This is a genomic window from Mycobacterium bohemicum DSM 44277, assembly GCF_001053185.1.
Taxonomy (GTDB): domain Bacteria; phylum Actinomycetota; class Actinomycetes; order Mycobacteriales; family Mycobacteriaceae; genus Mycobacterium; species Mycobacterium bohemicum.
In genome coordinates, this window is sequence record NZ_CSTD01000001.1 from 1,478,422 (window position 1) to 1,496,427 (window position 18,006).

General features: G+C 69.0%; 14 protein-coding genes and 1 pseudogene. 8 read left to right on the forward strand and 7 right to left on the reverse strand.

The annotated features are described in order from the left end of the window. Positions 1-23: 23 nt before the first annotated feature. From mfd to BN971_RS06760, 8 genes and pseudogenes are all read left to right on the forward strand, one after another. Positions 24-3,713, forward strand: coding sequence for a transcription-repair coupling factor (mfd, locus tag BN971_RS06725; RefSeq protein ID WP_085181401.1), 3,690 nt, complete (start codon positions 24-26; stop codon positions 3,711-3,713). Continuing rightward, positions 3,710-4,675 carry a nucleoside triphosphate pyrophosphohydrolase gene (locus tag BN971_RS06730; RefSeq protein ID WP_085181400.1) on the forward strand — a complete coding sequence of 322 codons (966 nt, stop codon included), beginning with the start codon at positions 3,710-3,712 and terminating at the stop codon, positions 4,673-4,675. Before mfd ends, BN971_RS06730 begins: the two co-directional genes overlap by 4 nt. A 299-nt stretch (positions 4,676-4,974) precedes the next feature. Then, positions 4,975-5,697: a lytic transglycosylase domain-containing protein gene (locus tag BN971_RS06735; protein WP_090350030.1), complete on the forward strand. Its 723-nt coding sequence runs from the start codon at positions 4,975-4,977 to the stop codon at positions 5,695-5,697. A gap of 103 nt (positions 5,698-5,800) precedes the next feature. Then, the gene (gene eno / locus BN971_RS06740) at positions 5,801-7,090 is read left to right on the forward strand and encodes a phosphopyruvate hydratase (protein WP_085181398.1); all 1,290 of its coding nucleotides are present in this window, start codon (positions 5,801-5,803) and stop codon (positions 7,088-7,090) included. A gap of 11 nt (positions 7,091-7,101) precedes the next feature. Then, complete coding sequence (locus BN971_RS06745; RefSeq protein ID WP_085181397.1) at positions 7,102-7,758, forward strand: FtsB family cell division protein; 657 nt, start codon at positions 7,102-7,104, stop codon at positions 7,756-7,758. Then, complete coding sequence (locus BN971_RS06750; protein ID WP_085181396.1) at positions 7,751-8,239, forward strand: DUF501 domain-containing protein; 489 nt, start codon at positions 7,751-7,753, stop codon at positions 8,237-8,239. The genes BN971_RS06745 and BN971_RS06750 overlap by 8 nt, the downstream gene beginning before the upstream one ends. Beyond that, the gene (locus BN971_RS06755; RefSeq protein WP_085181395.1) at positions 8,233-9,177 is read left to right on the forward strand and encodes a Ppx/GppA phosphatase family protein; all 945 of its coding nucleotides are present in this window, start codon (positions 8,233-8,235) and stop codon (positions 9,175-9,177) included. The genes BN971_RS06750 and BN971_RS06755 overlap by 7 nt, the downstream gene beginning before the upstream one ends. Before the next feature lie 188 nt (positions 9,178-9,365). Then, positions 9,366-9,660: pseudogene (locus BN971_RS06760) on the forward strand (hypothetical protein); the annotation flags it as partial. Positions 9,661-9,787: 127 nt separating this feature from the next. Here BN971_RS06760 and BN971_RS06765 read toward each other — a convergent pair. Genes BN971_RS06765 through BN971_RS06795 form a run of 7 tightly spaced genes read right to left on the reverse strand, consistent with a single transcriptional unit; the run spans position 9,788 to position 17,985 of the window. Next, on the reverse strand, positions 9,788-10,468 hold the full coding sequence (locus tag BN971_RS06765) for a response regulator (protein WP_085181393.1): 681 nt from the start codon (positions 10,466-10,468) through the stop codon (positions 9,788-9,790). After that, positions 10,465-13,032, reverse strand: a complete 2,568-nt coding sequence (locus BN971_RS06770; protein ID WP_085181392.1) for a sensor histidine kinase — start codon at positions 13,030-13,032, stop codon at positions 10,465-10,467. The genes BN971_RS06765 and BN971_RS06770 overlap by 4 nt, the downstream gene beginning before the upstream one ends. An 11-nt stretch (positions 13,033-13,043) precedes the next feature. Then, positions 13,044-13,967, reverse strand: coding sequence for a potassium-transporting ATPase subunit C (locus BN971_RS06775; RefSeq protein ID WP_085181391.1), 924 nt, complete (start codon positions 13,965-13,967; stop codon positions 13,044-13,046). A 1-nt stretch (position 13,968) separates the two neighbouring features. Then, positions 13,969-16,119: a potassium-transporting ATPase subunit KdpB gene (gene kdpB, locus BN971_RS06780; protein ID WP_085181390.1), complete on the reverse strand. Its 2,151-nt coding sequence runs from the start codon at positions 16,117-16,119 to the stop codon at positions 13,969-13,971. Further along, on the reverse strand, positions 16,119-17,789 hold the full coding sequence (gene kdpA / locus BN971_RS06785; RefSeq protein ID WP_085181389.1) for a potassium-transporting ATPase subunit KdpA: 1,671 nt from the start codon (positions 17,787-17,789) through the stop codon (positions 16,119-16,121). Before kdpA ends, kdpB begins: the two co-directional genes overlap by 1 nt. Then, positions 17,789-17,878: a K(+)-transporting ATPase subunit F gene (gene kdpF, locus BN971_RS06790; RefSeq protein WP_090349884.1), complete on the reverse strand. Its 90-nt coding sequence runs from the start codon at positions 17,876-17,878 to the stop codon at positions 17,789-17,791. The genes kdpA and kdpF overlap by 1 nt, the downstream gene beginning before the upstream one ends. Then, positions 17,875-17,985 carry a potassium ABC transporter ATPase gene (locus BN971_RS06795; RefSeq protein WP_211279815.1) on the reverse strand — a complete coding sequence of 37 codons (111 nt, stop codon included), beginning with the start codon at positions 17,983-17,985 and terminating at the stop codon, positions 17,875-17,877. The genes kdpF and BN971_RS06795 overlap by 4 nt, the downstream gene beginning before the upstream one ends. Positions 17,986-18,006 lie beyond the last annotated feature (21 nt).

Sequence of the window (18,006 nt, forward strand, 5' to 3'; positions counted from 1 at the left end):
GGCGCCCCTAGAATGGATTCATCATGACCGCACCGGGGACTGCTCATCCAGAAACCCCGATCGCCGGGCTCGTGGACTTGGCGCTCACCGCGCCGACCTTCCGGCAGCTGATCGACCGGGCCGGGGCGCGACCCGCGGAACTGAGCCTCGTCGGTCCGGCGGGTGCTCGGGTGTTCGCCGCCGCCGCGCTGTCCCGGGTGGGGTCGTTGCTGGTAGTCACCGCGACCGGCCGGGAAGCCGAAGACCTGACCGCCGAACTGCGGGGCGTCCTCGGCGACGCCGTGGCGGACTTCCCGTCCTGGGAGACCCTGCCGCACGAGCGGCTCTCGCCCGGGGTCGACACCGTCGGCAAGCGATTGCTGGTGCTGCGCCGCCTGGCCCACCCCGACGACGCCCGGCTGGGGCCGCCGCTTCGGGTGGTGGTGACGGCCGCGCGTTCCCTGCTGCAGCCGATGGCGCCGCGCCTAGGGCTGGTGGAACCGGTCACCTTGACAGTCGGCCACGAGGTCGCGTTCGAGGACGTCATCGCGCGCCTGGTGGAGCTGGCCTACACCCGGGTCGACATGGTCGGGCGGCGCGGGGAGTTCGCGGTCCGCGGCGGCATCCTCGACGTCTTCCCGCCCACCGCCGAACACCCGGTGCGCGTCGAGTTCTGGGGCGACGAGGTCAGCGAGATGCGGATGTTCTCCGTGGCAGACCAGCGTTCCATCCCGGAACTCGAGGTGGACACCCTCATCGCGGTCGCCTGCCGCGAGCTGCTGCTGACCGACGACGTGCGGGCCCGCGCGGCCGAGCTGTCGGCCCGGCACCCGGCCGGCGCGGCGGCCATCACCGGCGGCGTCAGCGACATGCTGGCCAAGCTGGCCGAAGGCATCCCGGTCGACGGCATGGAGGCGCTGCTGCCGGTGCTGCTGCCCCCGGAAAGCGATGCGAACGGGGCCCACGCGCTGCTGACCGATCAACTGGCCGAGGGCACTCCGGTGCTGGTGTGCGACCCGGAGAAGGTGCGCAGCCGGGCCGCCGACCTGATCAAGACCGGCCGGGAATTCCTTGAGGCGTCGTGGTCGGTGGCGGCGATGGGCACGGCGGAAAATCAAGCCCCCGTCGACGTCGAACAGCTCGGCGGCTCGGGGTTCGCCGACCTCGACGACGTGCGGGCGGCGGCGGCGGGCTCCGGCCATCCGTGGTGGACGCTGAGCCAGCTGTCCGACGAGTCCGCGCTGGAGCTCGAGATCCGACCGTCGCCGTCGGCCCGGGGGCGGCAGAGCGCCTTCGGCGAAAATATTGAAGCCATCTTCGCGATGCTGCGCGCCCACGTCGCCACCGGCGGCCACGCCGTCGTGGTCACACCCGGCGCCGGAACCGCCCACCGGGTGGTGGAGCGGCTCGCCGAGTCGGACACGCCCGCCTCGATGCTGGAGTGCGGCGCGGCACCTAAACCTGGGGTCGTCGGCGTGCTCAAGGGCCCGCTGCACGAGGGCGTCGTGATATCGGGGGTCGAGGGCGCGAACCTCGTCGTCATCACCGAAACCGACCTCACGGGTAGCCGGGCCACGGCCGTCGAGGGCAAGCGGCTGGCGGCCAAGCGGCGCAACACCGTGGACCCGCTGGCGCTCACGGCCGGCGACCTGGTGGTGCACGACCAGCACGGCATCGGGCGATTCGTGGAGATGGTCGAGCGCACGGTCGGCGGCGCCCGGCGCGAATACCTGGTGCTGGAGTATGCCTCCAGCAAGAGGGGTGGGGGATCCGACAAGCTGTACGTCCCGATGGACTCCCTCGACCAGCTGTCGCGGTACGTCGGCGGGCAGGCGCCCGCGCTGAGCAAGCTCGGCGGCAGCGACTGGGCCAACACCAAGACCAAGGCCCGCCGCGCCGTCCGCGAGATCGCCGGCGAGCTGGTCGCGCTGTACGCCAAACGACAGGCCAGTCCGGGGCACGCCTTCGCGCCCGACACGCCGTGGCAGGCCGAGATGGAGGACGCGTTCGGGTTCACCGAGACCGTCGACCAGCTCACCGCGATCACCGAGGTCAAGGCCGACATGGAAAAGCCGATCCCGATGGACCGGGTGATCTGCGGCGACGTGGGCTACGGCAAGACCGAGATCGCGGTGCGCGCGGCGTTCAAGGCGGTGCAGGACGGCAAGCAGGTCGCCGTGCTGGTGCCGACGACGCTGCTGGCCGACCAGCACCTGCAGACGTTCAGCGACCGGATGGCCGGCTTCCCGGTCACGGTCAAGGGGCTGTCGCGGTTCACCGACCCCGCGGAGTCCCGCACCGTGCTCGAGGGCATGGCCGACGGGAGCGTGGACATCGTGATCGGCACGCATCGGCTGCTGCAGACCGGGGTGCGATGGAAGGACCTGGGCCTGGTCGTGGTCGACGAGGAACAGCGCTTCGGCGTCGAGCACAAGGAGCACATCAAGTCGCTGCGCACCCACGTCGACGTGCTGACCATGAGCGCCACCCCCATCCCGCGGACGCTGGAGATGAGCCTTGCCGGCATCCGCGAGATGTCGACGATCCTGACCCCGCCCGAGGACCGTTACCCGGTGCTGACCTACGTCGGCCCCCACGACGACAAGCAGGTCGCGGCCGCGCTGCGCCGCGAACTGCTGCGCGACGGGCAGGCCTTCTACGTGCACAACAGGGTCAGCTCCATCGACCGGACCGCCGCGCGGCTGCGCGAGCTGGTGCCGGAGGCGCGGATCGCCGTCGCGCACGGCCAGATGCCCGAGGACCGGCTGGAGCGCACCGTTCAGGGGTTTTGGAACCGCGAATACGACGTCCTGGTCTGCACCACGATCGTCGAGACGGGCCTGGACATCTCCAACGCCAACACCCTGATCGTCGAGCGCGCGGACACCTTCGGGCTCTCCCAGCTGCATCAGCTGCGCGGTCGCGTCGGCCGCAGCCGCGAGCGCGGCTACGCCTACTTCCTGTACCCGCCCCACTCGCCGCTCACCGAGACCGCGTACGACCGGTTGGCGACCATCGCGCAGAACAACGAGCTGGGCGCGGGCATGGCGGTCGCCCTCAAGGACCTCGAGATCCGCGGTGCGGGCAACGTGCTGGGGGTCGAGCAGTCCGGCCATGTGGCCGGCGTCGGTTTCGACCTTTACGTGCGCCTGGTGGGCGAGGCCGTCGAGGCGTACCGAGCGGCCGCGGACGGGCAGACGGTCACCACCGCGCAGGAGCCCAAGGACGTGCGCATCGACCTGCCGGTGGACGCGCACCTGCCGCCGGACTACATCGCGAGCGACCGGCTGCGCCTGGAGGCCTATCGGCGCCTGGCCGCCGCCGCCTCCGATGGCGAGATCGGCGCCGTCGTCGAGGAGCTCGTCGACCGGTACGGGCCGCTGCCCGAACCGGCGGAGCGGCTGGTGGCGGTGGCGCGATTGCGGCTGCTGTGCCGCGGCGCCGGCATCACCGAGGTCTCGGTCGCGTCGGCGGCTTCGGCGGCGACGCTGCGCCTGGCGCCGCTGACCCTCCCGGACTCCGCCCAGGTGCGGCTCAAGAGGATGTATCCCTCGGCCGGCTACCGCGCCACCACGGCGACGGTGCAGGTGCCCATTCCCCGGTCCGGGGGCATCGGCGCCCCCCGCATCCGCGACGTGGAATTGGTGCAGATGGTCGCGAACCTGGTGACCGCGTTGCAGGGTGAACCGCAGAAGGACATGGGAATGACGGCTCAGGAGCGCCGGGCGCGATGATCGTCGTCCTGTTCGACCCGCGGCGCCCCTCGCTGGTGCCCGTCGAGGCCATCGAGCACCTGAGCGGCGAGGTGCAGTACACCGAGGAGATGCCGGTCGCGGTGCCGTGGTCGCTGCCCGCGGCGCGTCCGGTGCACTCGGGCGACCCCGAGGCCCCGGCGCCGGTGCTGCTGTCGTCGGACCGCGATCACCCCGCCGTCACCGCGCGGCTGGCCGCGGGGGCGCGGTTGATCTCGGCGCCGGACACGCCGCGGGGCGAACGGCTCGTCGACGCCGTCGCGATGATGGACAAGCTGCGCACCGCCGGGCCGTGGGAGAGCGAGCAAACGCACGATTCGCTGCGCAGGTTTTTGCTGGAGGAGACCTACGAGGTGCTGGACGCCGTCCGCAGCGGCGACGCCCACCAGCTGCGTGAGGAACTCGGAGACGTGTTGCTGCAGGTGCTGTTTCACGCCCGCATCGCCGAGGAGGCGCCGCGGCACGCGTTCACGATCGACGACGTCGCCGGCGCGCTGATACGCAAATTGGGCAACCGGGTTCCGGGTGTGCTGGCGGGCCAATCCATTTCGCTGGAGCAGCAGCTGGCGCAGTGGGAGGAGCGCAAAGCGGCCGAGAAACCGCGCAAGTCGGTGATGGACGACGTCCACACCGGTCAACCGGCATTGGCGCTGGCGCAGAAGGTGATTGCACGGGCCGAAAAGGCCGGGCTGCCCGCGGATCTGGTCCCCGCGGAGATCACCTCGGTCTCGGTCTCCGCGGATTTCGATGCGGAGGGTTGGCTGCGCGGGGCGGTTTTGGAGTTCGTGGACAGGGTGCGCGCGGCCGAGCGGGCGGTCGCCGCGGCGCGCCGCGGGGCCGGCGTCCCCGAGGAGTTCGACGTGGTCCCGCTCGGCGAGATCACCGAGGCGGAGTGGCGCGAGCACTGGCCCGGCGGCGAGTCGTCTGTCGACGGCGAGCTGTGAGGTCCGAAAGCGCGGTGCGCGACCGCCACTGGCCTGCGAATTTCCGGATTTTCACCAGCGACCGTGCCGCGGTTTGCCGCTTCGGGCACGCCCGGGTCGGTAATATCGCGCCTGAGGTCGTCAATCCCGGTGCCGCACCCCGGTCGGACCTTGCTAGCCAAGATGGCCGGCAGCTAATCGTCGATTAGCTGGAATCGACGGCTCGTGTGCGAGGCCGGGCCCCAACGCGGGCCGGAAATGCCGAAACCCATGGGACGATGGTTGAGATGCGATTGGCATAGGGGAGTTTAGGGAGCATGGTGTCGCCGAGGCGTTGGTTGCGCGCGACCGCCGTGATCGGCGCGACCGCGATGCTCCTGGCTTCGAGTTGCACCTGGCAGCTCAGCTTGTTCATCCCCGAGGGCGTCCCGCCCCCGGCGGGGGACCCGGTCCCGCCGGTGAACACCCACGCCAGCGGACGCCCGGCGGACCAGCTGCGGGGGTGGGCCGAGCAGCGGTCGGCGGCGCTGGAGATCCCGGTCATCGCGCTGGAGGCCTACGCCTACGCCGCGCGGGTGGCGGAGGTCGAGAACCCCAAGTGCCACATCGCGTGGACCACGCTGGCGGGCATCGGACAGGTGGAAAGCCACCACGGCACCTACCGCGGCGCGACGCTGTCGCCGAACGGCGATGTGAGTCCGCCCATCCGGGGCGTCCGCCTGGACGGTAGCGGGGGCAACCTGCGCATCGTCGACGAGGACACCAGCAACGACGACGGGCTGGCGCGGGCGATGGGACCGATGCAGTTCATTCCCGAGACCTGGCGGCTCTACGGCGTCGACGCCCACAACGACGGCCGCTTCAGCCCGGACAACATCGACGACGCCGCACTGGCGGCGGCGGGGTATCTGTGTTGGCGCGGCAAGGACCTCGGCACTCCCCGCGGGTGGATCACCGCGCTGCGGGCCTACAACAACTCCGGTGTCTATGCGCGGGCGGTGCGGGACTGGGCGACCGCCTACGCGGCGGGTCACCCGCTGTAGCAGGATGTATCGCTGACCCAGGCCGTACGCTAATGGCGGCCCGGGCCCGAACAGGACGCCCACGCTCGGCAAGGACGCGAGGCCAGGACGCAAGGAGAACCCAGTGCCGATTATCGAGCAGGTCGGAGCCCGCGAGATTCTGGACTCGCGGGGCAACCCGACCGTCGAGGTCGAGATAGCCCTGATCGACGGAACGTTTGCCCGCGCGGCGGTGCCGTCCGGCGCGTCGACGGGGGAGCACGAGGCGGTCGAATTGCGCGACGGCGGCGACCGGTACGGCGGCAAGGGCGTCCGCAAGGCGGTGCAGGCCGTGCTCGACGAGATCGGCCCCGCCGTGATCGGGCTCAACGCCGACGATCAGCGGTTGGTGGATCAGGCGCTCGTGGACCTCGACGGCACCCCCGACAAGTCGCGGCTGGGCGCCAACGCGATGCTGGGCGTCTCGCTGGCCGTCGCGAAGGCGGCCGCCGATTCCGCCGAGCTGCCGCTGTTCCGCTACATCGGCGGCCCGAACGCGCACATCCTCCCGGTCCCGATGATGAACATCCTCAACGGTGGCGCGCACGCCGACACCGCGGTGGACATCCAGGAGTTCATGGTGGCGCCGATCGGGGCGCCGAGCTTCGCCGAGGCGCTGCGCTGGGGAGCGGAGGTGTACCACGCGCTCAAATCGGTGCTCAAGAAGCAGGGGTTGAGCACCGGCCTGGGCGACGAGGGCGGTTTCGCCCCGGACGTGGCCGGCACCACGGCGGCGCTGGACCTGATCAGCTCGGCCATCGAGTCGACGGGTCTCAAGGTCGGCGCCGACGTGGCGCTGGCCCTGGATGCGGCGGCCAACGAGTTCTACGCCGACGGCACCGGGTACCGGTTCGAGGGGTCGACCCGGACCGCCGAGCAGATGACGGAGTTCTACGCCGGCCTGCTCGGTTCCTATCCGCTGGTTTCGCTGGAAGATCCGCTGTTCGAGGGCGATTGGGACGGTTGGGCGGCCCTCACCACGGCCATCGGCGACCGCGTGCAGATCGTCGGCGACGACATCTTTGTCACCAACCCCGAGCGCCTCGAAGAGGGCATCGAAAAGGGCGTGGCAAATGCCCTGCTGGTCAAGGTGAATCAGATTGGGACGTTGACCGAGACGCTCGACGCGGTCGCGCTCGCCCATCACAGCGGTTACCGCACGATGATCAGCCACCGCAGCGGGGAGACGGAAGACACGACGATCGCCGACCTGGCGGTGGCGGTCGGCAGCGGACAGATCAAGACCGGCGCGCCCGCCCGCAGCGAACGCGTCGCCAAGTACAACCAGCTGTTGCGCATCGAGGAAGCGCTCGGCGACGCCGCCCGCTACGCGGGCGATCTGGCGTTCCCGCGGTTCGCCGTCGAGCCGAAATAGGCTGAAATAGGTTGGGAGCCAAGCCCGATCCGAAGCGGCGCTCCCCGGCATCGCGGCCGGGCAAGGCCGGTGATTCGGGTCGGCGCCGTCGGGCAAAGCCATCCTCGAAGCCGCAGCAGACGGCCGTCCAGGCCGCGCGCAACGCTACGCGCACCCAAGAGCATGTGGTCGAACCCATCAAGCGACAGGCCGCCGAATCAGTCGAGCTGCGGTCCGAACAGCGGCTGGGATTCACCGCGCGGCGCGCTGCCGTGCTGGCCGCGGTGGTCTGCGTGTTGACACTGACCATCGCGGGCCCGGTGCGCACCTACTTCGCCCAGCGCACCGAGATGGAGCAGTTGTCGGCCAGCGAGGCCGCGCTGCATCGCCAGATCTCCGAGCTCGAGCAGCGGAAGAGCAAGCTCGCCGATCCCGCCTACATTGCGGCGCAGGCCCGCGAGCGGCTCGGTTTCGTGATGCCGGGGGACATTCCCTTCCAAGTCCAGCTGCCCCCGACGGCGGGGGTGGCCCCCCAGCCGGGCGACCAGACGGGCCGGCCGGCCAGCAACGATCCTTGGTACACCGCCCTGTGGCACACGATCGCCGACGCCCCGCACCTGCCGCCGGCGGCGCCCGCCCCCGTCGAGCCCGGGCCGCCCGCACCGAACCCCGTGGGGCCCGGTGGTTGACCGTGCCGACCTGGAGGAGGTGGCGCGCCAGCTCGGCCGGGAACCGCGCGGGGTGCTGGAGATTGCGTACCGATGCCCCAATGGTGAACCCGCCGTGGTGAAGACGGCGCCGCGGCTTCCCGACGGCACACCGTTTCCGACGTTGTACTACCTCACGCATCCGGTACTGACCGCGGCCGCGAGCCGGCTGGAGACGACCGGCCTGATGCGGGAGATGACCGAACGGTTAAGCCGGGACGCCGAATTGGCGGCCAGGTATCGCCGCGCCCACGAGTCGTATCTGGCCGAGCGGGACGCGATCGACCCGCTGGGGACGACGTTTTCGGGCGGCGGCATGCCCGACCGGGTCAAGTGCCTGCACGTTCTGATCGCGCATTCGCTGGCTAAAGGACCGGGCTGCAACCCCTTTGGCGATGAGGCCCTGGCCCTGCTGGCCGCCGAACCCGCGATGGCCGGCATTCTGGTGGCCGGCCAATGGTGAACAGGCTCGCCGGAATCGACTGCGGCACCAACTCGATTCGACTGCTGATCGCCGATGCCGCGAATGGTGGTTTGTCTGACGTGCATCGCGAGACGCGGATCGTGCGGCTGGGCCAGGGCGTCGACGCGACGGGGCAGTTCGCGCCGGATGCGATCGCCCGGACCCGGGCCGCGCTGTCCGACTACGCCGCTCTGCTCGGGGTGCACGGCGTCGAACGGGTGCGCATGGTGGCCACGTCGGCCGCGCGCGACGTCGCCAACCGTGACGAGTTCTTCGCGATGACGGCCGAGGTGCTGGGCGCCGCGGTTCCCGGCGCCGTGGCGGAGGTCATTTCTGGCGCCGAGGAGGCCGAGCTGTCGTTCCGCGGCGCCATCGGTGAGTTGGAAAGCAGCCGAGCGCCTTTCGTCGTCGTCGACCTGGGGGGCGGGTCCACCGAGATGGTGCTCGGCGCGGAGCGGGTGGAAGCGAGCTACTCCGCCGACATCGGCTGTGTCCGGCTGACCGAACGGTGTCTGCATTCGGATCCGCCGACGCCCGAGGAGGTGGCGGCGGCCCGGCGGGTGGTGCGTGAGCGGCTCGACGTCGCGCTGGGTGTGGTCCCCGTCGCAGGGGCGCGGACTTGGGTGGGCGTCGCCGGAACGATGACGACGCTGTCGGCGCTGGCGCACAATTTGGCGGCCTATGACTCTGCGGCCATTCACCTTTCGCGTGTCTCCGGCGGCGACCTGCTGGCGGTGTGCGAGCGGCTGATCGGCATGAGCCGCGGCGAGCGTGCGGCCTTGGGGCCGATGCACGAGGGCCGCGCCGACGTCATCGGCGGCGGCGCGATCGTGGTCGAGGAGCTGGCGCGCGAGTTGCGGGTCCGTGCCGGCATCGATGAGCTGACCGTCAGCGAACACGACATCCTGGACGGCATCGTGCTCTCGATCGTCGGTTGAGTCACATCCGCCCCACCCGTCTCCGGAAGGAGCGGGCACTCATTTTGCCCGCCTCATAGCGACAAATGCGCGGTGGCGCCGGTTGAGTCACATCCGCCCCACCCGTCTCCCGAAGGATTGGACAGTCTTTTTGCCCGCCTCATAGCGACAAATGCGGGGTTGTCGTACCCGCATGCGATCGTTCGCCGATGATCATTCATGGAATCGAGCTGCGTTACGTGCTCACGATGCATCTGGCCCGCAACGGACCGGCCACCGTCGCCGAAATGGTCGATGCACTCAGCAGGCAAGGGTTCCGAGTTCGCGGCAGGCCGTCGAAGGCCGTGTCGGACGCCCTGCGATGGGAGATGGGACGCGGCCGGGTGCGCAGGATCGGGCGAGGTCTGTACGGACCGCGGGGCATCCCCCGCTCGACCGAGCACCGAATCCACCTACGCGTCTTGGCGCTTCGTGAATCCGCGAGATTGTCGCTACGAGGCGGGCAAAAGGTCGGTCTCGGGGGCGAGGGACGGGTGTGGCCCGTGTGACCTGGCCGGTGGAATTGTCGCTATGAGGCGGGCAAAAAGTTCATCGCCTGCGCGGAGGGACTCGTGAGGCGGATGTGAAAACCCTAGGCCTCGAACCGATAACCCATGCCGGACTCCGTCACCAAGTGCTTCGGGTGCGACGGGTCGTCTTCCAGCTCGCGCCGCAGCTGCGCCAAATACACACGCAGATAATGGGTTTCGGTCGCATACCCCGGCCCCCACACCTCCTTGAGCAGCTCCTCCCGGCCGACCAGCTTGCCGCGATTGCGCACCAGTACTTCGAGCATGCCCCATTCGGTCGGGGTCAGGTGAACTTCGACCCCACCCTTGGTGACCTTCTTGGCGGCCAAATCGACGGTGAACGCGTCGGTCTCGATGACCGGTTCATCCGTTTCCGACGCGGCCGCGTTGCGTCGCACCGCCGCGCGCAAACGCGCCAAAAACTCGTCCATCCCAAACGGTTTGGTGACGTAATCGTCGGCACCGGCGTCCAACGCCATCACTTTGTCCGACGAATCCGTGCGCGCCGACAACACGATCACGGGTGCGTTCAGCCACCCGCGCAGGCCGGCCAGCACCTCGATTCCCGAGATGTCGGGCAGACCGAGGTCCAGGATCACCACGTCTGGCCGGTGCTCGGCCGCGGCGCGCAGCGCGCCGGCTCCGGTTGACGCAGTGACGACCTCGTAGCCCCGCACCGTCAGATTGATCCGCAAGGCCCGCAGGATGTGCGGCTCGTCGTCGATCACCAGGACGCGTGTCATTGGTCCGCCTGCGGCGCTGCAAGGTCGACCACCACGGTGAGCCCGCCGCCGGGCGTATCGCTCGCCGCGATGGTGCCGCCCATCGCCTCGACGAACCCGCGCGCCACCGACATTCCCAGCCCCACCCCGGTGGTGTTGTCCTGATCCCCAAGGCGCTGGAACGCTTCGAAAATCTGGTCCGCGGTGCCGTGCGGGATGCCCGGGCCCTCGTCGATCACGTTGATCAGCACCCGATCCCCGACCCGGCCCGCGTTGACGCGGACGACGCAATTCGGCGCGTAACGCAGCGCATTGTCGATCAGGTTGGCCAGGACTCGCTCGAGCAATCCGCTGTCGGCCAGCACCACGGCGTCGCCGACGTCCACCTTGACCCGGTCGATCGCGGATCGGTAGAAGCCGGTCGCGCCCTTGCCGATGCTGACCAGGGCGCGTTGCACCGTTTCTTCCAGGTACACCCGCCGGAGCTCCGGACGCACGGCGCCCGCCGCCAGACGAGAGGAGTCGAGCAGATTTCCGACCAGCGCGGTCAGTTGGTCGATCGACTCCTCGATGGTGGCCAGCAATTCCGCGGTGTCCTCGGCGGAGAAGGCGATGTCCTCGGAGCGCAGGCTGGACACCGCGACCTTGGCCGCGGCCAGCGGAGTGCGCAGGTCGTGGCTGACCGCCGAGAGCAGGGATCGCCGCAGTTCGTCGGCCTGCGCTATCGCCTGGGACCGGCTCGCCTTTTCGGCCAATTCGCGCTGTTTGATCAGCGCCGCGGCCTGCCGGGCCACGGCGCTGAGAACTCGGCGGTCACGCGCGGAGAGTTTCCGGCCCGCCAGCAGCATCCAGAACTCGGCGTCGCCGACCTCGATCGCGGTGTCCGCCGAATCAACGCTCACGCAAGGGTCGTTGCCCACGCACGCGACGACGTAAGCCCGTTGCCCGTCGGCGCGTTCGGCGTCGCCGGGTTCCCTGAGCATGGAAACCGAGCGCTGCGAGTAGGTTTCCCGCACGCGCTCCAGCAGCGTGTCGAGGTCGGCGCCGCGCAGCACCGAGCCCGCAAAGAGCGTCAGCAGTTCCGCCTCCTGCGCGGCGAGCCGCGCCTCGCGCGTGCGTTTGCTGGCGCCGTCGACCAGCACCGAGATCGCGACCGCGATCATCAGCAGGACCAACTCGGTGACGGCGGCGTTGGGTTCGGCGATGGTGAAGCTGTGCCGCGGAGGCGTGAGGTAGTAGTTCAGCAGCAGCCCGGATAGCACCGCCGAAAGGACCGCCGGCGCAACGCCGCCGAGTAGGCCGACCAGCAGCACCCCGACAAAGAACAGGGCGCTCTCGCCGGCCATTTGCAAGTACGGGTCCAACACGGTCACCGTGACCGCGCAGATGGCCGACGGGACGATCACGGCCGCCAGCCACGACGCGACCCGTCGCTCACGCACCGAGGGCGACGTCACCCGGAAGCCGCGTTTGGACTCCTCGTGGGTGACCATGTGCACGTCGATCTTGCCGGAGCGCTCGACGATCGTCTGGCCGATGCCCTCCTCGAAGATCCGCGCCCAGCGGGGCCGGCGTGAGGTCCCGATCACCAGTTGGGTGGCGTTGTTCTCGCGGGCGAAATCCAGCAGGGCGGTGGGGACGTCGTCGCCGACCACAGTGTGCAGCGATGCGTCCAGGCTGTTCGCCAGCTCACGGATCTTGGCCATTCGGGATTCCGACAGGCCGGCCAGCCCGTCGCCGCGGACCACGTGTACCACCATGAGCTCCGCGCTGGACTTCGATGCGATCCGGGAGGCGCGCCGCACCAGGGTCTCCGACTCCGGGCCGCCGGTGACCGCCACCACGACCCGCTCGCGCGCCTCCCACAGATCGGTGATCTTGTTCTCGGCTCGGTACTTGGCGAGGGCGGTGTCGACCTGATCGGCCAGCCACAGCAGCGCCAATTCCCGCAGGGCCGTGAGGTTTCCGCGGCGAAAGTAATTCGACAGTGCCGCGTCGATCTTGGCCGGCGCGTAGACGTTTCCGTGAGAGAGCCTGCGGCGCAGAGCTTCCGGCGTGATATCGATGAGCTCGACCTGCGAGGCCTGCCGCACGATCGAGTCCGGGATCGTTTCGCGCTGTTCGATGCCGGTGATCTGCGCGACGACGTCGTTGAGGCTTTCCAGGTGCTGGACGTTGACGGTGGAAATCACCGTGATCCCCGCATCGAGCAGCTCCTCGACGTCCTGCCAGCGCTTGTGGTTCTTGCTGCCCGGGGTGTTGGTGTGCGCGAGTTCGTCGACCAGGACCACCTGCGGATGGCGGGCCAGCACCGCGTCGACATCGAGTTCGGGGAAGCGGCCGCCGCGGTATTCGACGTAGCGCGGCGGTATCACCTCGATGCCCTCGAGCAACTCGGCGGTCTTGGTGCGGCCGTGCGTCTCCACCACGGCCGCCACCAAGTCGGTGCCGCGTTCAAGCCGCCGGTGCGCCTCGCCGAGCATGGCGTATGTCTTGCCCACACCCGGCGCCGCACCAAGGTAGATGCGCAGCTCCCCGCGCTTGGGGTGGTCCCGAAGGCCGACGTCGCTCACGTCAACCATCATCCACCCGGGCCTTAGCTGCCGACCGGAAACGCGTGGTCGAGTTGCAGGTTGAGTTGCAGCACGTTGACCCTGGGCTCACCGAATAGCCCCAGGGCGCGGCCGCTGCGGTACTGGGCCACGACTGCGCGTATCTGATCGGGACTGACGTGCCGGACCTTGGCCACCCGGGCGACCTGGATGTCGGCGTAGGCCGGTGAGATGTCGGGGTCCAGGCCGCTCCCGCTGGCGGTGACCGCGTCGGCGGGCACGGCTGGGTTAGCGGGTGCCGCGCCGCGGATGGGCACGATCTGGCCGATCGTGTAGTCCTCGCCGTACTTGGCGCACTCGACCCGCACGCCCTCGAAGACGGTCAGGAACGGCGCCTGGGCGGACTGGCACGGCTCGTTGACGCTGACCGCCCGGGTGGGGTGGACGACGTTTCCGCGCGCGTCACGCGGGCCGATCACCGACAGCACCGCGCCCACACCGCCGCCCGTGCAGAACGGACGCGACCCGTCCACCCCCTCGAGCTGGCCCACGGCGGCGCTGCGCGTGCACACCTGCGTCAGCAGGCTCGGTTTGAATCCGGCGTCCGACGCGGACTTGCCGGCCGCCAGTTGCGACGGATCGGCGGGTGTGTCGACGATGTTTTCCGGCCCGAGGTTGCTCGCGCCGGACGACAGTGGGTCGTAGCCGGTGCCGGCCGCTGAGGGGCGGCTCTGGAAGTACTGCGGCAGCGGGTTGCCGTCCTTGTCGGTGAAGAGCTGACCGATCAGCCGGCTGCCGACCGGCTTGCCGCTGGCGGTGACGATTGATCCCTCGGCGTTGTCGTGCAGCCCCGGCAACTGGGCGATCAGCCAGATGAGCAGCGGGTAGGCAAGGCCGGTGATCACGGTCAGCACCAGCAGCGCGCGAAAGGCCGCCCAGTGTATGCGGACGAAACTGGAGAACTTCATGTCAGGACATCCCGGGGACGAATTGGACGATCAGGTCGATCAGCTTGATCCCGATGAACGGGGCGACGATGCCGCCGAGCCCATAGATGTACAGGTTGCGGCTCAACAGCTTTGACGCGCTGCTCGGCGTGTAGCGAACCCCGCGCAGCGACAGCGGGATCAGCGCCACGATCACCACCGCGTTGAAGATCACCGCCGACAGGATGGCCGACTGAGGGCTGTGCAGCCGCATGATGTTGACCGCGTCCAGTCCGGGGAACAGCGCGACGAACATCGCCGGGATGATCGCAAAGTACTTCGCGATGTCGTTGGCGATCGAGAAGGTGGTCAGCGCCCCGCGGGTGATCAGCAACTGCTTGCCGATCTCGACGATCTCGATGAGCTTGGTGGGGTCGGAGTCCAGATCGACCATGTTGCCGGCCTCTTTGGCCGCCGACGTGCCGGTATTCATCGCGACGCCGACATCGGCCTGGGCCAGCGCGGGCGCGTCGTTGGTGCCGTCGCCGGTCATCGCGACCAGCTTGCCGCCCTCCTGCTCGCGCTTGATGAGCGCGAGCTTGTCCTCGGGCGTGGCCTCGGCGAGGAAGTCGTCGACCCCCGCCTCGTCGGCAATCGCCTTGGCGGTCAACGGGTTATCGCCGGTGATCATCACCGTGCGGATGCCCATCTTGCGCATCTCGTCGAAGCGATCGCGCATGCCCTGCTTGACGACGTCCTTGAGGTGAATGACGCCGAGCACGGCCGCGTTTCCGTCGAGGCACTCCCCGACGACCAGCGGGGTGCCGCCGCCGGCGGCGATGCCGTCGACGAGTTCGCCGAGCTGCGGAGGAACCGTGCCGCCCTCGCCGCGCACCCACTCGGCGACCGAACTGGCCGCTCCCTTGCGCAGCTGGTGCCCGTCGACGTCCACGCCCGACATTCGCGTCGCGGCCGAAAACGCCACCCACTGCGCGTGCGCGAGTTCGCCCGGCGTGCGTGCGCGCAACCCGAAGTGCTGCTTGGCATATACGACGATCGAACGTCCCTCCGGTGTTTCATCGGCGAGGCTGGACAACTGTGCCGCGTCCGCCAGGTGCTCACTGGTGACACCGTCGAGCGGGACGAAGGCGGCCGCCTGCCGGTTGCCCAGGGTGATGGTGCCCGTCTTGTCGAGCAACAGGGTGTTGACGTCGCCGGCGGCTTCCACCGCGCGCCCGGACATGGCCAGCACGTTGCGCTGCACCAGCCGGTCCATCCCCGCGATGCCGATCGCCGACAGCAGGGCACCGATCGTCGTCGGGATCAGGCAGACGAGCAGCGACACCATCACGATCCCGGTGACGCCACTTGCGTTGAGCGCCTGGGTGTCCGGGACGCCGGGGTTGTTCATCTTGGAGTAGATGGCCAGCGGCTGCAGGGTCGCGACGGCGAAGACGAAGATGATCGTCAACGCGGCCAGAAGAATGTTCAGCGCGATCTCGTTGGGCGTCTTCTGCCTGTTGGCGCCCTCGACGAGCGCGATCATCCGGTCGATGAAGCTCTCGCCCGGCTTCTGGGTGATCTGCACGACGATCCGGTCGCTCAGCACGGTGGTGCCACCGGTGACGGCGGAGCGGTCACCGCCGGATTCGCGGATCACCGGGGCCGATTCCCCGGTGATGGCCGATTCGTCCACCGACGCAATGCCTTCCATCACGTCGCCGTCACCCGGTATCACCTGCCCGGCCTCGACCACGACGAAGTCGCCCTGCTGGAGCAGCGGCGCGGCGACCTGTTCCTCGACGGCCGGGCCGCCCGGCCGCCAATCTTTGAGGCGGCGCGCCAGCGTCTGAGTCTTGGCCCGCCGCAACGTTTCCGCCTGCGCCTTGCCCCGGCCTTCCGCTACCGCTTCGGCGAGATTCGCGAACAGCACCGTCAACCACAGCCAGACCACGATCAACCAGGCGAACCAGGTCGGGTTGATGATCGCCAACACCGTGCTCCAGGCGGCGCCGATTTCGACGATGAACATCACCGGGTTACGCCACAAGGTGCGCGGGTCGAGTTTGCGCAGGGCATCCGGCGTCGACTTCCGCAGCATCTTCGGGTCGAGCAGGCCGCCCTGGACCCGTTTGCTGCCCGTGTGGTCGCTCGGCTGCGTCTGTTCAGCCGAACGGAGAGCGGTCGGGGACATCAGTGGATTCCTTCGGCGAGCGGCCCAAGCGCGAGCATGGGCAGGAAAGTGAGGGCGACGAGGATGACGGTGACGCCGGCGACCATGCCGACGAACTGTGGTCGATGGGTCGGCAGTGTGCCCGCCGATTCCGGCGTGTGTCCCTGCTTGGCCAGCGAGCCGGCCAGGGCGAGCACCAGCACCATGGGCAGGAATCTGCCGAAGACCATGGCCAGTCCGAGGGCGGTGTTGTACCAGTCGGTGTTGACGCTGATGCCCGCGAATGCCGAGCCGTTGTTGTTGGCGGCGGAGGTGAACGCGTACAGGACCTCCGAAAGCCCGTGCGGGCCGCTGTTGAGCATGCCGGCGCGTTCACCGGGCAGCGCCATGGCGATCGCGGTGCCGGTGAGCACGATGAGCGGCGTGACCAGGAAATAGCTTGCGGCGAGCTTGATTTCGCGGGGGTTGATCTTCTTGCCGAGGTATTCCGGTGTGCGGCCGACCATGAGGCCCGCGACGAAGACGGTGATCACCGCCAGGATGAGCATGCCGTAGAGGCCCGACCCGGTGCCGCCGGGTGCGACCTCGCCGAGTTGCATGTTGAACAGCGCCATCATCCCGCCGAGGCTGGTGTAGGAGTCGTGGAACGAGTCGACCGCGCCGGTGGATGTCAGCGTGGTCGAGTCGGCGAACACCGCCGAGTCGGCGATGCCGAACCGCTGCTCGACCCCCTCCATGGCCGCGCCGACCGAGGTGGGCACCGTGCCGTGGTGCTGCAGTTGGAACAACAGCATGAACGTCACGCTGATCGCGTACAGCGTGGCCATGACCGACGCGATCGCGTAGCCCTGCCTCCTGCTGCCCACCATCCGGCCGAACGTCCGCGGCAGCGAGAAGCTGATCACCAGCAGCAGGAAGATCTCCAGCCAGTTCGTCCACGTGGCCGGGTTCTCGAACGGGTGCGAGGAGTTCGCGTTGTAGAAGCCGCCGCCGTTGGTGCCCAGTTCCTTGATGGCCTCCTGGCTGGCCACCGGGCCGCCGGTGAGCGTCTGCTGGGCCCCGTTGAGCGTGGTGACCGCCTGGTCGTTCAGGTGGAAGTTCTCGATGGCACCGCCCGCGATGAGCACGATCGCGGCGATGATCGAGATGGGAAGCAGAATGCGGAATACCGTGCGCACCAGGTCGACCCAGAAGTTGCCCAGCTCGCCGGTGCGTCTGCGGGCGAACCCGCGCACCAGCGCGATCGCCACGGCCATGCCGACGGCGGCCGAGACGAAGTTCTGCACCGCCAGCCCGGCCATCTGCACCAGATGACCGTCGGTGGACTCACCGGAGTAGGCCTGCCAGTTGGTGTTGGTGACGAAACTGACCGCGGTGTTCCAGGCCAGCCCGGGCGTCATCTTGGTGGCCGGGTCGTGCAGGTGCAAGGGCAACTTGCCCTGCACGAGCTGGAAGGCGAACAGGAACAGGATGCTGACCGACGAGAACGCCAGGACGCTGCGGGCGTAGGTGCCCCACGTCTGCTCCGAGCGGGAATCGACGCCGATCAGCCGGTAGACCACCCGCTCGGCGTAGGAGTCCTTGTCCGAGGTGTACACGCGGTACATGTAGTCACCCAAGGGCACATGCACCGCCACCAGCGCCAAGATGAGTACGGCGAGGAAGATGAGCCCCGCTGTTGTGGTGCTCACTAGAACCTCTCCGGGAACAGCAGGGCGCACGCGAGGAAAACCGCGAGCAGGATGGACAGCACCAATCCGACGGTGTTTTCGTAGCTCACAGCCGCTCGACCAGCTTTTGGGTCAGCCCGAGTAAGGCGAACACCGCCACCGTCAGCAGGACGTAGATCAGCACGCCCATCGTGTCTCCATTCCGCGCCAGTCGCACGCATACGAAAAGTCCTCATCG